Genomic DNA, 18,397 nt, shown 5'->3' on the forward strand with positions numbered 1-18,397 from the left:
CGGGTCTCCTGTTTCTGGATCAGCGCTGACGCAGCCACCAACCGGCCCAGACCAGGCCATAGCCAACCAGCTGGGCCGTGAGCAGGGACACAAAGCCCAGCGTCGCCCACTCAAGAGGATCGCGTTGACCAAACATCGCAACCAGGCGCTCGGCGTTGACCAGCACACCGATCGGCAACAGGGCCAGCATCCCGCCCGTCCCGCCCCAGAACCAGGCGAAGGTGTGCGCCGCCCGTGCGGCCTCGTCGATATTGCGCCAGTAGATGATCGACACCCAGAAGAGCGCCACGATAGCCGTCAGCGTCGCGCCAAAGACCAGCGGCGCCGGCAAGGTGACGCCCATGTCCTCCAGCATCGCGCTTCCCGCGCCGACGAAGCCGCCGAAAATTCCCGTGCCCAGCAAGATCTTCTGCGCCAGACCCTGACGCGCCGCTTGGCGGCCAATACGCTCGTTCATGACAAGCACCCCTATCGAAATGACAAGGGTATTTGTCACATGCGCTCGCAACATGTCAAGCGTACTTATCTTTTTGTATGGGAGAGGCGACTAAATGTAAGGTCCGTCAGCTCTTTAGGCGGCCTTGGGCAGATCGAAAATGTCGCGGGTCTCGTCGCCCAGAACCCCACGCCAGTGAATGGCCTCGATCGTGTGGCGCTTCAGGGCTCGGGCCAGAACACCCCGGCTTTGGCAAGTGCGCATTTCCCAGCCGTAGCGCGAGAAACGGTCGCCAAAGTCGGCCCAGCGGATAACCCGACCGGCGGCATCCTGTCGCCAGATGGCCTTGTCGCAAGCCGGGATGCGGGCGCAGCCCTCCCAGGCGCGGATACGGATGGCGAGAATGGCGAAGGGGTCACGGCGAGATTTTGGCACGCTTGAGGCTCCGGCGGTCGATCGGCCAGAACGCGAAACGCGACTGATCTCTCCGCCCCCTCAAGCTATCACTTGCGGACAACAGTAGAAGGCCCACCACATCTAGTGTGACGCCGTGCCGCGCGACAGGCGATGCGACACCGGCTGCCTGAAAATCACTCTTTACCGGAGCGCCGAATCCGCTCCTCGCGGCTAGGTCCAGGCCTTGAAGTGCTTGGACAGTTTCAGCCCCTGGCGCTGGTAGTGAGACCCGCCCTCGCCGTACAGCCGTATGGGCCGCGAGGTCAGGGGCTCATAGACCAGCCGCGCCACCGTCTGGCCGTCCTCCAGCAGGAACGGGGTTTCGTGACTGCGCACTTCCAGCACGCCCTTGGAGCCGACAGCGCCGGCCTCTTCGGTGCCGAAGCCCGGATCGAAGAAGCCCGCATAGTGGACGCGGAACTCACCGACCGAGGGATCTATCGGCGTCATCTCGGCCGCTTCCATCACCGGGATCTCGATGTCGTCCTTGGAGGCCAGGATGTAGAACTCGCCGGGATCCAGCAGCAGCTCGCCGTGGCGGGTTTCCAGCGGCTCCCAGAAGTCGCGCGGGTCGTGGCCGTCCACGTGGTCCAGGTCGACAACGCCGGCGTGGCGACGTCCGCGGAAGCCGACAATGCCGCCCATGCCGGGCGACAGGTCGACACCGACGCTGCGGATCGACAGCTTGGCCGGCTCGCCGCGCTTGAGGCGCAGCTGGTTGAGGCGCGTGCCCGACCGCACCAGCACCGAGAAGGTCTGGGGCGCGATCTCCATATAGAGCGGCCCCTCATAGCCGGCGTCGACATCGTCAAAGGCGCGGCTGTGATTGGTCAGCAGGCGCACGAACACATCGACCCGCCCGGTCGAGCTCTTGGGATTGCCGCGCGCCGAGATATTGGCCGGCAGGGCCAGGCTTTCCTGCAGCTCGGCGATATAGACGCAGCCCTTCTCCAGCACCGCCCCCTTGGTCAGGTCCAGCTCGTGCATCGCCACGTCTTTCAGACGCTCGGACACGCGCCGCCCAAGGCCCGGCAGGAACGAGGCGCGCACCCGCCAGGCGCGCGCGCCCAGCCGCAGGTCCAGGCTGGCGGGCTGCACCTGATCGACGTCAAACGGCGTCTGAGAGGTGATCGCCTCCTGGGCGATGAGGTCTTCGATGGTCTGGCAGGGCAGAATCCCTGCGGAGTGGGCGTCGGTCATTGGCGCGACAGTCGCTAAAGCTCGCCTGGAAGGCAAGGCTGGAGCGGCATCGGCTCGCCTTAGGCAATTCTGATGTTGAAATCAGGCCGCTCCGCCTTGACCGTGCGGGGCTCTGAACCCCTTATGCCGGCCTTTTCCGCGCCGAAGAAGGAACGCCCCGTGGCCGAGGACCCGAAGGACTGGGACATCGCGACCAAGCTGATCCGCGGGGGGCTGGCCCGGTCGCAGTATATGGAGACCGCCGAGGCGCTCTACCTGACCCAGGGCTTCACCTATGACAGCGCTGAGGGCGCCGACCGCCGCTTCTCCGGCGAAGACCCGGGCTTCGTCTATTCGCGGTTCAACAACCCGACCGTAAAGATGTTCGAGGACCGCCTGGCCCTGCTCGAAGGCGCCGAAGTCTGCCGCGCCCAGGCGACAGGCATGGCCTCGATCAACATGTCTCTGATGGGCCTGGTTCGCGCCGGCGACCACGTTGTCGCCGGTCGCGCCCTGTTCGGCTCGTGCCGCTGGCTGATCTCTGAGTGGCTGCCGCGCTTCGGTGTGGAAACCACCTTCGTCGACGCCACCGATCCCAAGGCCTGGGAAGCGGCCATGCGGCCCAATACCAAGGCCGTGCTGATCGAGACGCCATCGAACCCGGTGCTCGAGATCACCGACATCCGCGCCGTCTCCGAGATCGCCCACGCAGTCGGGGCCAAGGTCATTGTCGACAACGTCTTCGCCACCCCGATCTTCCAGCAACCGCTGAAGCTGGGCGCCGATATCGTGGTCTATTCGGCCACCAAGCACATCGACGGTCAGGGCCGCGTGCTGGGCGGCGCGATCCTGACCAGCGAGGCGATCAACGAGGAATTTTACCGCGACGCCCTGCGCCATACCGGCCCGTCGCTGTCGCCGTTCAACGCCTGGGTGCTGGTCAAGGGCCTGGAGACGCTGGACCTGCGCGTGCGTCGCCAGACCGAGACGGCTTTCGCCCTGGCCAATGTGATCGCCGAGCACAAGAAGACCCAGAAGGTGCTCTACCCCTTCCGCCACGACCACCCGGGCCACAACGTCGCCAAGTCGCAGATGACGGGCGGCGGCACCGTGGTGGCCCTGGACCTGGGCAGCCGAGAAGCCGCTTTCAAGTTCTTGAACGCGCTGGAGATTGTCGACATCTCCAACAATCTGGGCGACGCCAAGTCGATGGCCACCCACCCGCCGACAACCACCCACCGCTCGGTGCCCGAAGACCAACGTCCGTCCCTGGGCGTCACCGAAGGCGGCGTGCGCCTGTCGGTGGGTCTCGAAAGCCTTGCCGATCTGACGCGAGATGTGACCCGTGCGCTCGACCAGGCGTGAAACCTCCCCTCCGCTGCAGCGGATCCGCAAGCGTCGCGGCGCCGATGGCGGCATCTATGAAGCCCGCACGCGCGACATCGTCGTGCGCGTGGCGCCCGTCTACCTGCCCGAGGAATCCGCGCCCGAGGAAGGCCTCTATCTGTGGTCCTACACGGTGGAGATCGAAAACCACGGCGCCGAGACGGTGCATCTGGTCGCCCGCCGCTGGGCGATCACCGATGCGCTCAATCGCTGCAACGAGGTCGAGGGTTCTGGCGTGGTCGGCGAGCAGCCCGAGCTGAAGGCCCGCGAGGCGTTCCGCTACGTCTCCAGCTGCCCCCTGCCGACCTCGTCGGGCGCCATGCGCGGCAGCTACCAGATGATGACCGAGGGCGGCGACGTGTTCGACGCCGAGATCCCCGAGTTCTCGCTGCACCTGCCAGGCGCCGCGCGGCGCTACAACTGATCACGACGGGCGCCAAAGTCACCTCTAGGCGCTGCCTGACGCGGCGCCGGCCAACGGCTCGCCCCTGCCCCATCGCGCCAGCGTCCAACGGCGATCGCTCGACGCCGAGCCGCGCGCGCCCTTCCCCGCAATACAATCAGGGAATGTATTCCGTGCCGTGAGGGCCCGTTTTCCGCTTACATCATGCGGTGCCTATGGCGGTGGGTGACGTTCGAAAGACCTTAGACCCAAGGATCGATCGTACGCATGGCGTCCCGGGGGGAACGGCTAAGCGAGGCCATAAAGGGCCGCGGCATCACCAAGATGCTGTCCCTGGCCCTCGACCTGCGCGTCCATGAAAGCGCCATCAGTCGCTGGCGCAAGGACGGCGCGATGACGCTCGACAACGCCGTACGCCTGTCGGAGGTGCTCGACGTCTCCCTGGACTGGCTGATCCTGGGCCGCGGCGACATGGACCGCCACAAGACGACCCCTCCCCATCCTGAAGAGGCCGACCTGATCCTGGTCGGCCGCCGCCTTCCCGCGGCGGCGCGCGGTCACCTGGTCGTCTTCCTCGAGAGCATCGCCCCGACCGACTGACGCCGCAGATCGCTCTTGCGCCCGGCGCAAGAAGTGCACGCGCCAGTTGCGCGAGGCGCAACACGCCACAGGTGTTAACAAAAAATTATCGTCCTAGGGTTGCTTCGTCGGAGGAACGACGGGGACACTGTGAGGCGCTCAGCCAATCAGGTCCTTCGCCCTTTTGTCCGACCTCAAACAGCAACGCTTCTAGAGGAATTGGCGCAATGGCGACCTATACGATCAAGATCCTGAACAACGCTCAGGCCAACAAGAGCTATGTGGCCTTCATGGCTCAACCCGTGGTCACGTCGAACGGCGGCACGGTGCCCGTCTACACCAACGCCTGGGCGACCTTCGAGAACATCACCGACGGCGGTTGGGATTCCGTCGTCTACACCCAGTCGACCTATGCCTACTGGTCGCAGGCTGCGGCTCAGCTGAGCCCCACCACGATCATCGACTCCGGCGGCACCAAGCAGGTCAACACTGCCACCACCGACACGGTGGCCTTCACCAACACCGGCGCCACGGGCTTTGGTCCGATCACCAGCCCGGGCACCGCCCAGAACGGGTCGTTTTCGATCACCACCACCACCGACTTCACGCCGGCCAACAACTTTGTGCTCGGCCTGGCCAGCTCCAACGGCTCGCTGATCCCCAGCCCGGTGGCCAGCTTCGCCGCCCTGCCCAACGAGATCTACAACATCACGCCGGTCGTGAAGTTCTACGTCGCCGACCAGCTCTATCAGGCCGGTCAGGTCATCGATTATTCGTCGACCTCGAACCAGATCGCCACGATCGACTTCACCGGTCTGCCGCAAACTACCGCGACCGTCGTCCAGGCCGCCAACGGCGCCTTCTCGGTCACCTACAGCTAACAGCGCCGACGGGGTGTCCCCACCCCCCGTACCGCTGCCTGGCGGGCGGGTCGCTTGAGCCAGCAAGCGACCCGTCATGCCCCCCACAAACCTTCGGCCAGCGACAAGCTTGGCCACACCCTCGGAGCACGCAAATGCCCGTCAATGTCGTTTCCTACAATCCACCCACCGGCAACATCGCCCCGACCCTGAACAACGGGAAATTCAACGCGACCTTCGGCACGACCGCCGTGTTCGGCGGCGCCCCCTGCTCGAACGGCGAGTATCGCCAGTATGTGAGGGGCCGGTTCGTGGTCAATGGGTCCCAGCTCACCCACTATCTTTGCGTCGGCGATCCAATGTCGACGATCGCCTACAAGGAAGACGGCTGCCTAGCGACCTGCACGGCCTATGGCCATCGCACCTGTCCGGCCGATCCTATCGATAGCTATACGCCCGCCCAGGCGACGGGCTGCAATTTCTCGATGTCCGACGCCCCGGGCTTCAACAATGTCAGCGCGGCCGGCGTTTATCTGCTGGATCTCTACTTCCAGGGTGATCTGATCGACACCAGCACGCCCAGCGCGCCGCCCATGCGGTCAGCGACCTGGACCGTGAATGGAACGACGACCGTGACGGCCACGACAACATCCAGCCTGCCACCCGCGCAGGGCCTGCAAAGCGACGACAGGATTATCGAAGCACACTTCGCCCGAAACCTCTTGTCCCAAGCGCTGGAGGTTCACGTCGTCGTGGCCCGCGCAAAGGACGCGCCGCCCCTCGATCCGGCATTGGTCAATATCGCGCTCAAGGCAGACGATGACGTCGTGATCAACGCCGACGTAGCCGTGCACGAGGTCGCCAGCAAGTTCGGCGCGACCGCGAGCATCGTTCACACGCTCGATCCCAACGCGCCGCCGCCGACCAAGGTCCATCTTGGCAGCGACCCGCACGCCCCTGGCTTGGCGATCGGCGGACACCCCTGAACAAGGCCCGCGCCGCCTTCATGGCGGCGCGGCGTCCTTTTTGATCAGCCCACCGTTTCCGGATCCACCGCATAGACCCGCGAGCAGTATTCGCACGTCACGTGGATCTTGCCGTCGGGCTCGACCATCTCGGCCTTTTCCGCCTCGGTGAACGACTGGATCACCACGGCGATACGGTCGTCGGTGCAGCGACAGAAGGAGCGCAGCGGCTTCTCCTCGATCAGACGCACGCCGTCCTCGTTGAACAGCCGCCACAGCAGGGTGGGCGAATCGATCGTCGGGTCGATCAGCTCGTCCTCGCCGGTGGTTTCGAAGAAGGCCTGGGCGTGGTTCCAGGCTTCCTTGGTCTCGCCGCGCGTCTCGTCGCCGGCGATGGACTGGATCAGGATGCCGCCGGCGCGCCACTTCAGACCCTCGCCGCTATCGGCCTGACCGACGGCCAGACGCACGCGGGTCGGGGTCTGTTCCGACTGCTGGAAATACTGCTCGGCGCACAGGGCCAGGGTCTCGCCCTCAATGGGCGTGACGCCCTGATAGCGGTCCATGTCGGGGCCCTGATCCAGGGTCATGATGAACACGCCGCCGCCCAGCAGGGTCTTGGCGCCCGGGCGCACGAACCCTTCCGAAGCCTTGGCAACCTCCTCGGCGTCGAAGCGGCAATAGCCGCGCAGGCCGCCGCTGGTGTCGTAGTCGACCACCACATAGCGCACGGGGCCATCGCCCTGGGCCTGGACGATCAGCCGCCCCTCGAACTTTAGGCTGGAACCGACCAGAGCGGCCAGGGCGCAGGCCTCGCCCAGCAGGTTGGCGACGGGCTCTGGATAGTCGTGACGGGTCAGCACCTCGTCGACGGCGGCGCCCAGGCGCACAAGGCGGCCGCGCACGGGCAGGCCTTCGATCTGGAAGGCGGACACGATGTCGTCGAGGGCGGGCATGGCGGTGGTGTCGATCATGGGGCGGTTAGATAGGAGCTTCCAACGAAAATGCGAGCCCCTAGATGCGTGGCCGCCCGACGGGACCGGACCCTATCCAATATGGGTACGCCAAGGGGTCAGGCCCATTGTCGGGAGTCGAGAGTCGGATCACCCCAGAGAGGTCGTCGCTTTTGCCCATACGCGGCGGCAAAGCTGGCCAGTGCTCAACCCCACCGGGCACTGGCCGGCGCCCTTCCCCGCCTTAGCCGATAGCGCCAAACGCCCAGGCCAGAACCGATTTCTGGGCATGGATGCGGTTCTCGGCCTCGTCCCAGGCCAGGGAGCGCGGGCCATCCAGCACGGCATCGGTGACTTCCTCGCCCCGGTGCGCCGGCAGGCAGTGCAGGAACACGCCATCGGGGGCCGACAGGTCCATCAGCGCCTCGTCGACCTGATAGGGCTCCAGCGCGGCAAGGCGCTCGTCATGGTCGGTGTCGCCCATCGAGACCCAGGTGTCGGCCACGACCACGTCGGCGCCGCGCACGGCCTCCTTGGGATCGTCGGTCAGGCTCACCTGGCCTTGCAGGTCCTGGGCGCGCGCCAGATCGACCAGGTCGGGATGATAGACCGCCGGACAGGCGATCTTCAGCTTGAAGCCCAGCAGCGGCGCAGCATGGATGAAGCTGGAGCAGACATTGTTGCCGTCGCCGACCCAGGCGATGGTCTTGCCGCCCACGTCGCCGCGATGCTCTTCGATGGTCAGCAGGTCGGCCATGATCTGGCACGGGTGGCTCTTGTCGGTCAGGCCGTTGATCACCGGCACGGTCGAGACCTGGGCGAAGCGCTCGACATCGGCGTGGCTGTTGGCGCGGATCATCACAGCATCGACCATCCGCGACAGCACGCGGGCGGTGTCCTCGATGGTCTCGCCGCGACCCAGCTGCATGTCGTTTGAGGTCGAGATGATCCCCGAGCCGCCCAATTGGCGGATCGCCGCGTCAAACGAGAAGCGGGTGCGGGTCGAGTTCTTCTGGAAGATCATCGCCAGAACGCGACCGTCGGCGGGCGCGTCGGCATCGACCCGGCCCTGGCCCCAGCCCTTGCGGGCGGCCTTGCGGGCCTTGGCGTCCTCCAGCATCAGGCGCAGCGTGGCGCCGTCCAGCTTCCATAGATCGATGAAGTGCCGGGGGGTGGTCATATCGGCCAAATCCCAGAGCCCGCCCCGGCTGTCGCCGGAGCGGGTGATTTACAGTGTGAAGATCAGGCGGCCGCCAGCTTGACGCGCGCGGCTTCGCAGGCCTTTTCCAGCTTGGCGATCGCCTCGCTGGCTTCCTCGATGGTCAGGTTCAGCGGCGGCAGCAGGCGCACGCAGTTGTCGCCGCCCCCGGCCACCAGCAGCTTCTCGTCGCGGGCCAGGACCATGAACTCGCGGTTGTTCGGGATCAGCTTGATGCCGATCAGGAAGCCCTTGCCGCGGATGTCGACGATGACGTCCGGGAAGCGATCCTTCAGGCCGTTCAGCTGCTGCACGAAATAGCCGGCCACGGTCTTCACGTTGTCGAGGATCTCGGGCGTGTTGATCGTGTCGAAGGCCGCCTTGCCGACGGCCATGGCCAGCGGATTGCCGCCGAAGGTCGAGCCGTGGACGCCCACGGTCATGCCCTTGGCCGCCTCGGTGGTGGCCAGGCACGCGCCGACCGGGAAGCCGCCGCCCAGGGCCTTGGCCACGGCCATGATGTGCGGCTCGCCGCCCGGGGCCCATTCGTAGGCGAACAGCTTGCCGGTCCGGCCCATGCCGCACTGCACTTCGTCATAGATCAGCAGGACGCCGTGCTCGTCGCAAAGCGAACGCAGGCTGACCAGGCAGTGCTCGGGGATCGAACGCGCGCCGCCCTCGCCCTGTACGGGCTCGACGATGATCGCCGCCGTGGTCGGCAGGGCGATGGCGGCCTTCAGGGCGTCATGGTCGCCGAAGGTCAGCTGGCTGTAGCCCGGCAGGCGCGGGCCAAAGCCCTCGACATAGCTGGGATTGCCCGAAGCGTTGACCGCCGCATAGGAGCGACCGTGGAACGAGCCGTCGAAGCCGAAGATCTCGATGCGCTCGGGCTGGCCATTGGCGGTGTGGTACTTGCGGGCGGTCTTCAGCGCGCACTCGATCGCCTCGGTGCCCGAGTTGGTGAAGAACACCACGTCGGCGAAGCTGTGGGCGCACAGCTTGTCAGCCAGCTCTTCCTGCTCGGGGATGCGGTAGATGTTGGAAACGTGCCAGAGCTTGTCGGCCTGGGTCTTCAGCGCCTCGACCAGAACGGGGTGGGCGTGGCCCAGGCCGTCGGTGGCGATGCCCGCCACGCAGTCCAGATACACATCGCCGTCAGTCGAGAACAGGCGCGCGCCTTGGCCTCGCTCAAACGCCAACGGGGCGCGGTTGTAGACGCCCATGATGTGCTGCTGCGAAGACTTCGAAGACGTAGGGCTGGTCAAGACCGCCTCCCAAAAAGGAAACAAGCCCCCGCGCTATTCGCACGGGGACCGGAAGGCCGCAGGTTGTCGCCGTGGAACGACGCTCTGTCAATGAAAGTGCTGTGAAATTGCGCGCTGGCAGCCCTGGGATCACGCCATCAGGTCTTGAGGCGATACCCGGTGCGGAACAGATGCCAGCACCACAGGAACAGCGCCACCGTCAGCACCGCCGTGGTCACCACGCCGATCAGGATCGAGCCGTCGGCATGGCCGATGAAGCCGTAGCGGAAGCCGTCGATCAGATAGAAGAACGGGTTGTAGTGGCTGGCCGTCCGGAACGGCTCGGGCAGCTTGTCGACCAGATAGAAGGTTCCCGACAGAAAGGTCATCGGCATGATCAGGAAGTTGGTCACGGCCGACAGCTGGTCGAACTTCTCGGCCCACAGGCCCGCCAGAATGCCGGCCAGTCCCAGGATCAGCGAGGCGCCGATCCCGAAATAGAAGATCGGCCAGATGTGGGCCACGCCCAGGCCCGCGCCCGGCAGCAGGCCGATGACAATGGCCGTCACCGCCCCGACCACCACGCCACGCGTCGCCGCGCCCAGGGCGAAGGCCGAGACCTGCTCCAGAGGCGATAGCGGCGGGGTCAGGAAGTCCGGCGTCAGACCCATCATCTTGGCCTGGATCAGCGACGAGGACGAATTGGCGAAGGCGTTGTTGAGGATGGCCATCATGATCAGGCCGGGCGCCACGAAATGTCCGAAGCTCACCCCGTCCACCGCCTGACGCGCGGGGCCGACAGCGACCACGAAGACCAGCATGTAGAGCAAGGTGGTGACCACCGGAGCGGCCACGGTCTGGGTGCCCACCTTCCAGAAGCGGCGGATCTCGCGCTGATAGAGGGTGAAGAACCCGCTCCAGTTCCAGCCGTGATAATCGCGCGGCTGCGGCGGAACGACGCTGTCTGCCATGTCTCTCATGAACCCGAGTCCCAAAATTCCCTTACGCATGTGCGCTTTGGGCTCTCAGGGCGCAAGTCGCACCCTTTCCGAATCAATATCTAGTTTCTGTGGACAGACCACTTGGCGCCCATTGTGTGGTTTAACGTTTTCTTTACGATATATGGTAGGACGACCGCCGGCGGGGTGGTCAAAACACCAGATATAGGGCCCAAGGCTTGGGGAAGCCTCGGACCCTATCAATGGCGGGAGACGGGCATGAGCTGGACCGACGATCGGGTCACGACCTTGAAGAAACTCTGGCTGGACGGGCTTTCGGCCAGTCAGATCGCCAAGCAACTGGGCGGCGTTACGCGCAACGCCGTGATCGGCAAGGTGCACCGCCTGGGCCTTTCGGGCCGTGCGGCCCCCTCGCAACCGGCGCGTCCGGCCTTCAAGGCCCCGCGTCCCGCCCGTCCCGCCGCGCAGACCATGCCGTCCGCGCCGCGCCGCGTCGTCACGCCCGAGCACACACCGACGCAAGCCATCGTGTCGTCCGGCGTCGCCCCCCCGACCCTGCCCGTCTATCGCGACGAGCAACCCGGTTCGGCCACCGTGCTGACCCTGGGCGCCCACATGTGCAAGTGGCCAATCGGCGATCCCTCGTCGGACGGCTTCACCTTCTGCGGCCGTCGCTCGTCGGAAGGCCCCTACTGCGGCGAACACGCCCGGGTGGCCTACCAGCCGCAACAATCCAAGAAGAAGGCCGGCCCCACCGAACTGGCCCGCTCGCTGCGCCGCTACATCTAACCCATAAGAACAAGTCTCTCATGCGGCCCTCCCCGTTCGTCGGGGAGGGCCTTATGCTGTGCGCATGACCAAGCGAAAACAGCCAGAGAATCGCCTTCACCGCAGTAGCGGCTTCTCACCGCTCTATGGAATTTACTCTATTGGCCTGGCTCTCCTTGCTGGCGCGTCTCTGGGGACTTTCATCTACGGTGTCGGAACCGACATCTACGCGATGGCCTACGAACGGGTTGGCGCTGTTGTCACTTGGTCCAGCTTTGGCCTGCTGGCGATCTGTGAACTGGTCGTCGGCTCGATATGGTTGAAATTGACCACCCGTCGCTTGACCGCGCTCGGCTACCGCAAACGCTTGGCTTGGCTACCGGTCTCGGCTTGGATCGTGACATTCGCCCTGCCGATGGCGCTCGTCGCCATGTCGCCAGATAGCGACGACCCCGGCCCAGTTGGGGCGGCCTTTCTGATGATGGCGCTGTTGGTCCTTTCGATGCTGCTCTCGATAGGCTTCGTGGGAGCCTTGGTCTTTTCGCGAGGAGATGGGACCACGTCAGACCCATCTACTTCGCCCCAAACGGATTTTGGCTCTATCTAAAGCGCCATGACCGACGTCGCCGCCCCTGATTCCAACGCGCCCGCCTATTCCGTTTCGGAACTGGCCTTTGCGCTCAAGCGCACGCTGGAGACCAGCTATTCCCACGTGCGGTTGCGCGGCGAGCTGTCGAAGGTCACCCATCACGGCAACGGCCACGTCTATCTGACCATCAAGGACAACAAGTCCGCCATCGACGGCGTGGTCTGGAAAGGCTCCGTGCGCGGTCTCGGCGTGCGGCCCGAGCACGGCCTGGAAGTCATCGTCACCGGCAAGATCACCACCTATCCGGCCGGCTCGCGCTACCAGATCGTCATCGAGAGCATGGAGGCCGCCGGGGTCGGCGCGCTGCTGGCCCAGCTGGAGCGCCTGAAGGCCAAGCTGCACGGCGAAGGCCTGTTCGAGGCCAGCCGCAAACGCCCCCTGCCGTCGATGCCCGCCGTGGTCGGCGTGATCACCAGCCCGACCGGCGCGGTGATCCGCGACATCCTGCACCGCATCCGCGACCGCTGGCCCTGCCACGTGCTGGTCTGGCCGGTCGTCGTTCAGGGCGATCAGGCCGCCGCACAGGTGGCCGGCGCCATTCGCGGCTTTAACGCCATCACGCCGGGCGGACGGGTCCCCCGCCCCGACATCATCATCGTCGCCCGGGGCGGCGGCTCGGTGGAAGACCTCTGGGCCTTCAATGACGAGACCCTGGCCCGCACCGTGGCGGCCAGCGACATCCCGCTGATCTCGGCCGTCGGCCACGAGACCGACACCACCCTGATCGACTTCGTCTCCGACCGCCGCGCGCCCACCCCCACGGCCGCCGCCGAGATCGCCACGCCGGTGCTGGGCGAATTGCGGGTCCTGGTCTCGGACTATGACCGCCGCCTCAACCGCAGCGGCGCGCGACTGATCGAGGATCGCCGCACCCGCCTGGTCGGCGCCGCGCGCGGCCTGCCCCGCCCCGCCGACCTGCTGGCCCTGGCGCAGCAGCGCTTCGATATCGCCGCAGGCCGCCTCGACGCGGCCCTGGGCCGCAACACCGCCGTCCATGCCCAGGCCCTGCTGCGGGTCACCGCCCGTCTGTCGCCGCAGGCGCTGGGCCGTCAGCGTCAGGTCAAGGCCGACCGCTTGAGCGACCTGTCGCGCCGCATGGATCTGGCCGCCCATCGCGCGCCCGAGCGCATCGCCCAGAACGCCCGCCTGCCCGCCCTGTGGAGCCGCCTCAACGACGCAGGCAAGCGCCGCCTGCAGCGCGACGCCGACCGGCTGACCAATCTGGAAAAGCTGCGCCAGTCGCTTAATCCCGAACGGCCGCTGGAGCTGGGTTTCGCCCTGGTGCGCAAGGCCGACGGCGCCCTGGCGCGCTCGGCCAGCGACCTTTTGGCCGGCGAGCGGGTCAATCTGAAGTTCAAGAACGGCGACCGCGACGCGGTGATCGACGGCGACGGCGTAGTGCATGCGCCGCCGCCGCCGGCCCTGAAACCGGTGCGTCCAAAACCGACTACACCAAAACCTGATCAGGGCGATCTGTTCTGAGGCCCCTCTCTCGCGTAGAACACCCTCATGAACGCTTATGATCGCGACCTTGGAAAATCCGACGGCCTGGCCGTGCTGCACTATGGCGACGGCGAATTCGCTGTCATGACGCCAGGCCGTTTCGTGCTGTGCGCCGTCACCGGCGCCAAGGTCCCGCTGGACGCCCTGCGCTACTGGAGCCCCGAGCTGCAGGAAGCCTATGCCAATCCCGCCGAGGCGCTGAAGCGCTGGCAAGAGAAGATCGCCTGAACCGTCGCGCGCTTCTGGCCGGCCTCGCCGTCAGCGGAGTGGCTCATACGGCCTGGGCCTCGGCGCCCGGACTGACTCTATCGGGCAAGTTCGTGCAGGGTGGTTATGCCATCGGCCGCACCGCGCCCCTTGCCACCCTCGATATTGATGGCGAGATCGTCGGCCTGGCCTCGGCAGCGGGCTGGTTCGTGGTCGGCTTTGACCGCGACGCCCCGCCGGTCGTGACCATCACCGTCACCACCGCCGACGGCTCGGCCAGCCACGAGGCGGTCATCGCCCCGGGCGCCTTCAACATCCAGAGCATCGACGGCCTGCCCGCCGATCAGGTCGCCCCCGTCGACCCCATCCTGCTGGCCCGCATCGCCGCCGAAGGCGAGCGCAAGGCCGTGGGCTTCAACAGCGTCGCGGACCTCGACGCCTTCAGGTCCGGCTTCATCCTGCCTGTAGAGGGCGCGAGACGCTCGGCGCGCTTCGGGGGCCAACGTATACTCAATGGCGAGCCCCGGCGTCCCCATTTTGGGGTTGACCTGGCGGCGCCGGTGGGAACGGCCGTGCGCGCGCCAGCCGGCGGACAGGTCGTTTTCGCCGAGACCGGACTGCATTTCGAAGGCGGCCTGATCCTGATCGATCATGGCCAGGGCCTGATCACCGCCTATCTCCACCTGTCCAAAGTCGTTGTTATGGCTGGAGATTTCGTCGAACAGGGCCAGATGATCGGCGCTGTCGGCAAGGAAGGGCGCGCCACGGGCCCGCACCTGTGCTGGCGCATGAAATGGCGAGGCCGCAACCTCGATCCATCCCTGATGGTCGGCGCCAACGCCTCTCGCTCGTAGCGCGAGAATAAACCATCCATTAGCCCTGATCTCACTATCCAGAAGCAGGTCCATGTGGTTACTCGCGCCTCGAGTTCCCGGTCTGACAAGGAGACGGCCACCGCATGTCGGCGGAGTATGCCAATCTGCGTTTTCTGCTGGTGGACGATAACCACCACATGCGGGCGATTGTCGGCGCTATCCTGCATGGCGTGGGCGTAAGGCACATTCGCGAAGCCACGGACGGCGCGGAAGCCCTGCAGGCCCTGCGTGAGGGCCTGGTCGATATCGCCATCGTCGATTTCAAGATGTCGCCGCTGGACGGCGTGCAGTTCACCCAGCTGGTCCGCAACTCGCCAGACAGCGTCGACCCGTTCCTGCCCATTATCATGCTGACGGGCTTTGCCGAGCGCCACCGGGTGTTCGAAGCGCGCGACGCCGGAGTGACCGAGATCGTGGTCAAGCCGGTGACGGCGCGCTCGCTCCTGGACCGCATCAACATCGTGATCTACCGGCCCAGGCCGTTCATCCGCTCGGGCGACTATTTCGGCCCCTGCCGCCGCCGCCGAGAAGAGCCCAACTATGCGGGCCCCTTCCGTCGGCAAGGCGAACGTCAGGACGCGCTGGAAATCTAGTCCTGGCGGACTTCGGCTTCCCTGGCGGCCAGCGCGGCATAAACCTCGTTTGGCCAGCGCCGATGGACCCAGAACCATTCCGCCGGGCGCTCGCGGATACGCTCTTCCATAAAGCTGTTGATCAGACGCACGCCGGCCTCGATGTCGGCCGTGCGGTCGCCCGTCGAGGGCACGACGATGGGATCGTGGACCACCGCCCGAAACCGCGCGCCCCTGATGCGCTGAACCGACATCGGCTGCAGCACCGTGCCAAAGCGGATCGCCAGCCGGGTTGGCCCCGGCGCGGTGCGCGCGTCGTGCCCGAAGAACGGGGCGGCCACGCCATTGTTGAACTTCTGATCGTTCATCAAGGCGACCGAACGACCTTCCTTCATCCCTTCCAGCAACTCCCGGGCGCCATCACCGCCCTTGGGCGCGAACAGCCGAACGCCATAGCGGAAGCGGCTCTCCTTGATGCGCTTGTCCACATAGGGATTGTTGGCCGCGCGATAGGTCATCTCACAGATGACGCCGCTATCGACGATGGCGGCCGGCATCACCTCCCAGTTCGACAGGTGGCCTGACACGAACACGACCGGGATCTTCTTCTCGGCGATCTCGGCCAGACGCTCCTTGTTGACAACCTCGACCCGCCCGGTGGACGGCAGGATCCTGTCCATCAGCGGGAATTCGGCGAACGACCGGCCCAGCCCGTCCCATTGCGCGACCAGGGTCTGCGCGCGCCAGGCCTCGTCCTTTTCCGGGAACGCCAGCTTCAGATTGCGCTCGGCGACCTTGTGCGCCCCGCTGAGCGGGCCAAAGGTGCGGCCGATCCAGCCGCCGAAATTCGACGCCGCGTCAACGCCCATAAGGCGAAACAGGGCGATGAAGAGGTCAAAGCCCAGCGCCTCAGCGCGCCAGAGCAGATCCTGGGCCCAAGGCCGACGCTTATCCGACATGCGTTCTTAGTAGGCTGGCTTGCACGCTGCGCGCAACGTCACTTCGCCCGGCACGCGACTTGCGGCTGCCAGAGCGGACCGTTCCGTTTCGGGACGCTCGATTGATAGCAGGGGGGCTTGGCTTTCCATGGGTAACGACATCGACGTTCATCTTGGTAAGCGACTGCGCCGACGCCGACGCCTTCTGGGTCTGACCCAGCAGCAACTGGCCGGCACGGTGGGTGTGCGATTCCAACAGATCCAAAAGTACGAGTGTGGCGCCAACCGCATCTCGGCCGCTCGCCTCTGGCAGCTGTCCGAGGCGCTGGAAGTGCCGGTTGGCTATTTCTATGACGGCCTCTCCGACCAGGTTCGCCGCGAAGCCGCCGGCGAAGCCGAGGGCGGCGAGATGTTCGCACGCAAGGAGACGCTGGATCTGATCCGCGCCTACTACCTGCTGGGCGAGCGTCCGCGTCGTCGTCTTCTGGATCTGGCCAAGTCGCTGAACGGCGGCGAACACGCCGACGCGTAGTTCCTGTAGCGTACGTGCGGCGGGGGCGTTAAACCCCGCCCATGACGCTTTCCGCTAGCCAATTCATGGCGCTCGACGCCTTCATCATCGATCTCAACCGGGCTTCTGCCGGGGTAATCCTGCCGCTGTTTCGGGCGGATCATGGGCTCGAGGACAAGGGCGCCGGCAAGAACCTGCCGCGTGAAAGCCACGCCGCCTTCGATCCGGTTACGGAGGCCGATCGCGGGGCCGAAGCCGCCATCCGCGCCCTGATCTCGGAGCGTTTTCCCGAGCATGGCGTGATTGGTGAGGAATATGGCGAGGACCGCCCCGACGCCGAGTTCGTCTGGGTGCTCGACCCCATCGACGGCACGCGCGCCTTCATCGCCGGCCTGCCGATGTGGACCACCCTGATCGGCTTGCGCCACCAGGGCCGCCCCGTGCTGGGCTCCATCGGCCAACCCTATATGGACGAGATTTTCATCGGCCACGCCGGCGGCTCACGCCTGATCTCGCGCGGCCAGAGCACGCCGATCAAGGTCCGCGCGTGCGCGGACCTGACCGACGCCGTCATCTCCACCACCGATCCCGACGCCTGTTTCGACGGCGCCGAACGCGCGGCCTGGCTGCAGGTGCGCGCCGCCGCCAAGCTGGCCCGCCTGGGCTGCGACGCCTATGCCTACGCCATGGTCGCCATGGGCAAGATGGACATGGTCATCGAGGCCGGCCTGAAATCCTGGGACATCGAAGCCGCCATCCCGGTGATCGAAGGCGCCGGCGGCATGGTCACCGACTGGCGTGGCGAACCGATCGGACAGCATGGCGGCCAGATGGTGATCTCGGGCGACCGGCGGCCGCTGGACGAGGCGCTGGTGTCGCTCAGGCGGTCGGCGAAGTAGCGTCCGTTGAGAGACGCTCAAGAAGCATGATCATGGCCTGACCCAGGTCGTCTGGCGCTTGAACGGTTGCTGCTTCGGCATAATAGCGCCGCACGTCGAAGCCGATGCCGACAGCAGCAAGCCGAATATCGCCCGACGCTTCGACGTCCGCTATGACCTGCCTAAGATGCACGTCGAGGATATCCGGTTCGTTGGCTGCGAGGGTCGAGTCATCCACCGGCGCTCCATCCGAAACGATCAATATAAGTCTTCGCGAAGCGGGTCGCGCTCTGAGTCTGGAAGTCGCCCAAATCAGAGCCTCTCCGTCTACGTTCTCCTTGGGCAAATCCGGACGCAACATCGACTTCAGAGAATAGGTCATCGTCGAAGTCGCCTTGTCTTCGAACGAGCAGTAGATGACATGGAGGAGATCGCAGAGACGCCCGGGTCGCTTCGGACTTCCGGTTCTTTTCCAGCGTTGGCGCGATTTTCCTCCGCGCCAAGTGGTCGTCGTGAACCCGAGGATTTCAACCTCGAAGCCCAGATGGCCCAAGAAATCCTTGCTCACATCAGTTGCAGCGGCGGCGAGCAACATGCTCTGCCCCCGCATAGATCCGGATTGGTCAACAAGGATCGTGACGATGGTGCTAGTTCGAAGCTCTTCTGACACGGTCTGGCGGATTCGACCGGCGGACTCCAACGCGAACAGATGCAGTTGAGTGCGCCACGCCTGCAGGCGCCCTGAAAATGCCGCCCATGCTTCTTCGTTAGCCGCCGCGTCCACAGCGGAAAGCGGCCCTAGCACGCTGTCCAAGTCGGCTGACTTCACGGTCTTGTCGAAGTCCCGCGTGAACACGCGGTAGCCTGCTTGGGTTGGC

General features: G+C 65.6%; 22 protein-coding genes. 13 read left to right on the plus strand and 9 right to left on the minus strand.

Going from position 1 to position 18,397, the window contains the following annotated elements:
* Positions 1–19 precede the first annotated feature (19 nt).
* From ACN2C7_RS13165 to ACN2C7_RS13175, 3 genes are all read right to left on the minus strand, one after another.
* Entirely contained in the window at positions 20–457 is a 438-nt protein-coding gene (locus ACN2C7_RS13165) for a hypothetical protein (protein WP_419317416.1), read from the minus strand.
* Between the two features lie 114 nt (positions 458–571).
* Positions 572–871: a hypothetical protein gene (locus ACN2C7_RS13170; RefSeq protein WP_419317417.1), complete on the minus strand. Its 300-nt coding sequence runs from the start codon at positions 869–871 to the stop codon at positions 572–574.
* Between the two features lie 192 nt (positions 872–1,063).
* Positions 1,064–2,092, minus strand: coding sequence for a 2'-deoxycytidine 5'-triphosphate deaminase (locus ACN2C7_RS13175; RefSeq protein WP_419317418.1), 1,029 nt, complete (start codon positions 2,090–2,092; stop codon positions 1,064–1,066).
* Between the two features lie 159 nt (positions 2,093–2,251).
* Between ACN2C7_RS13175 and metZ the strand changes: the two genes are divergently transcribed.
* The 5 genes from metZ (at position 2,252) to ACN2C7_RS13200 (ending at position 6,285) form a co-directional block, all read left to right on the plus strand.
* Positions 2,252–3,436: an O-succinylhomoserine sulfhydrylase gene (gene metZ / locus ACN2C7_RS13180; protein WP_419317419.1), complete on the plus strand. Its 1,185-nt coding sequence runs from the start codon at positions 2,252–2,254 to the stop codon at positions 3,434–3,436.
* On the plus strand, positions 3,417–3,881 hold the full coding sequence (apaG, locus tag ACN2C7_RS13185; RefSeq protein WP_419317420.1) for a Co2+/Mg2+ efflux protein ApaG: 465 nt from the start codon (positions 3,417–3,419) through the stop codon (positions 3,879–3,881). The genes metZ and apaG overlap by 20 nt, the downstream gene beginning before the upstream one ends.
* 246 nt (positions 3,882–4,127) lie before the next feature.
* A complete protein-coding gene (locus ACN2C7_RS13190; protein ID WP_419317421.1) occupies positions 4,128–4,460 on the plus strand; it encodes a helix-turn-helix domain-containing protein in 333 nt (110 codons plus the stop codon).
* Between the two features lie 206 nt (positions 4,461–4,666).
* On the plus strand, positions 4,667–5,320 hold the full coding sequence (locus ACN2C7_RS13195; RefSeq protein WP_419317422.1) for a hypothetical protein: 654 nt from the start codon (positions 4,667–4,669) through the stop codon (positions 5,318–5,320).
* A 134-nt stretch (positions 5,321–5,454) separates the two neighbouring features.
* The gene (locus tag ACN2C7_RS13200; protein ID WP_419317423.1) at positions 5,455–6,285 is read left to right on the plus strand and encodes a hypothetical protein; all 831 of its coding nucleotides are present in this window, start codon (positions 5,455–5,457) and stop codon (positions 6,283–6,285) included.
* 44 nt (positions 6,286–6,329) lie between these two features.
* On the opposite strand, the gene ACN2C7_RS13205 is transcribed toward ACN2C7_RS13200, so the two are convergent.
* From ACN2C7_RS13205 to ACN2C7_RS13220, 4 genes are all read right to left on the minus strand, one after another.
* Positions 6,330–7,238 carry an Hsp33 family molecular chaperone gene (locus tag ACN2C7_RS13205; RefSeq protein ID WP_419317424.1) on the minus strand — a complete coding sequence of 303 codons (909 nt, stop codon included), beginning with the start codon at positions 7,236–7,238 and terminating at the stop codon, positions 6,330–6,332.
* A gap of 223 nt (positions 7,239–7,461) precedes the next feature.
* Positions 7,462–8,397 carry an ornithine carbamoyltransferase gene (gene argF / locus ACN2C7_RS13210; RefSeq protein WP_419317425.1) on the minus strand — a complete coding sequence of 312 codons (936 nt, stop codon included), beginning with the start codon at positions 8,395–8,397 and terminating at the stop codon, positions 7,462–7,464.
* Positions 8,398–8,459: 62 nt separating this feature from the next.
* Positions 8,460–9,680 carry an aspartate aminotransferase family protein gene (locus ACN2C7_RS13215; RefSeq protein ID WP_419317426.1) on the minus strand — a complete coding sequence of 407 codons (1,221 nt, stop codon included), beginning with the start codon at positions 9,678–9,680 and terminating at the stop codon, positions 8,460–8,462.
* A 137-nt stretch (positions 9,681–9,817) separates the two neighbouring features.
* A complete protein-coding gene (locus ACN2C7_RS13220) occupies positions 9,818–10,639 on the minus strand; it encodes an ABC transporter permease (RefSeq protein WP_419317427.1) in 822 nt (273 codons plus the stop codon).
* A gap of 237 nt (positions 10,640–10,876) precedes the next feature.
* Here ACN2C7_RS13220 and ACN2C7_RS13225 point away from each other — a divergent pair, with 237 nt between their 5' ends.
* From ACN2C7_RS13225 to ACN2C7_RS13250, 6 genes are all read left to right on the plus strand, one after another.
* Entirely contained in the window at positions 10,877–11,407 is a 531-nt protein-coding gene (locus tag ACN2C7_RS13225; RefSeq protein WP_419317428.1) for a GcrA family cell cycle regulator, read from the plus strand.
* Between the two features lie 64 nt (positions 11,408–11,471).
* Positions 11,472–11,993: a hypothetical protein gene (locus ACN2C7_RS13230; RefSeq protein WP_419317429.1), complete on the plus strand. Its 522-nt coding sequence runs from the start codon at positions 11,472–11,474 to the stop codon at positions 11,991–11,993.
* Between the two features lie 6 nt (positions 11,994–11,999).
* Complete coding sequence (xseA, locus tag ACN2C7_RS13235; RefSeq protein ID WP_419317430.1) at positions 12,000–13,517, plus strand: exodeoxyribonuclease VII large subunit; 1,518 nt, start codon at positions 12,000–12,002, stop codon at positions 13,515–13,517.
* Positions 13,518–13,544: 27 nt separating this feature from the next.
* Positions 13,545–13,766 carry a DUF2093 domain-containing protein gene (locus ACN2C7_RS13240; RefSeq protein WP_419317431.1) on the plus strand — a complete coding sequence of 74 codons (222 nt, stop codon included), beginning with the start codon at positions 13,545–13,547 and terminating at the stop codon, positions 13,764–13,766.
* A gap of 92 nt (positions 13,767–13,858) precedes the next feature.
* Positions 13,859–14,599, plus strand: a complete 741-nt coding sequence (locus ACN2C7_RS13245) for a M23 family metallopeptidase (protein WP_419317432.1) — start codon at positions 13,859–13,861, stop codon at positions 14,597–14,599.
* 104 nt (positions 14,600–14,703) lie between these two features.
* Positions 14,704–15,213 carry a response regulator gene (locus ACN2C7_RS13250; protein ID WP_419317433.1) on the plus strand — a complete coding sequence of 170 codons (510 nt, stop codon included), beginning with the start codon at positions 14,704–14,706 and terminating at the stop codon, positions 15,211–15,213.
* On the opposite strand, the gene ACN2C7_RS13255 is transcribed toward ACN2C7_RS13250, so the two are convergent.
* A complete protein-coding gene (locus ACN2C7_RS13255; RefSeq protein ID WP_419317435.1) occupies positions 15,210–16,151 on the minus strand; it encodes a lysophospholipid acyltransferase family protein in 942 nt (313 codons plus the stop codon). The genes ACN2C7_RS13250 and ACN2C7_RS13255 overlap by 4 nt on opposite strands.
* A 127-nt stretch (positions 16,152–16,278) precedes the next feature.
* On the opposite strand from ACN2C7_RS13255, the gene ACN2C7_RS13260 reads away from it, so the two are divergent.
* Together ACN2C7_RS13260 and hisN are read left to right on the plus strand one after the other, a co-directional pair.
* The gene (locus tag ACN2C7_RS13260) at positions 16,279–16,662 is read left to right on the plus strand and encodes a helix-turn-helix domain-containing protein (RefSeq protein WP_419255001.1); all 384 of its coding nucleotides are present in this window, start codon (positions 16,279–16,281) and stop codon (positions 16,660–16,662) included.
* Between the two features lie 41 nt (positions 16,663–16,703).
* A complete protein-coding gene (gene hisN / locus ACN2C7_RS13265; RefSeq protein ID WP_419317436.1) occupies positions 16,704–17,540 on the plus strand; it encodes a histidinol-phosphatase in 837 nt (278 codons plus the stop codon).
* Here the strand turns inward: hisN and ACN2C7_RS13270 are convergent.
* Positions 17,521–18,375, minus strand: coding sequence for a cobaltochelatase CobT-related protein (locus tag ACN2C7_RS13270; RefSeq protein WP_419317437.1), 855 nt, complete (start codon positions 18,373–18,375; stop codon positions 17,521–17,523). The genes hisN and ACN2C7_RS13270 overlap by 20 nt on opposite strands.
* Between the last annotated feature and the right edge of the window lie 22 nt (positions 18,376–18,397).

It is taken from the genome of Caulobacter sp. ErkDOM-E, from assembly GCF_048541895.1.
GTDB lineage: Bacteria > Pseudomonadota > Alphaproteobacteria > Caulobacterales > Caulobacteraceae > Caulobacter.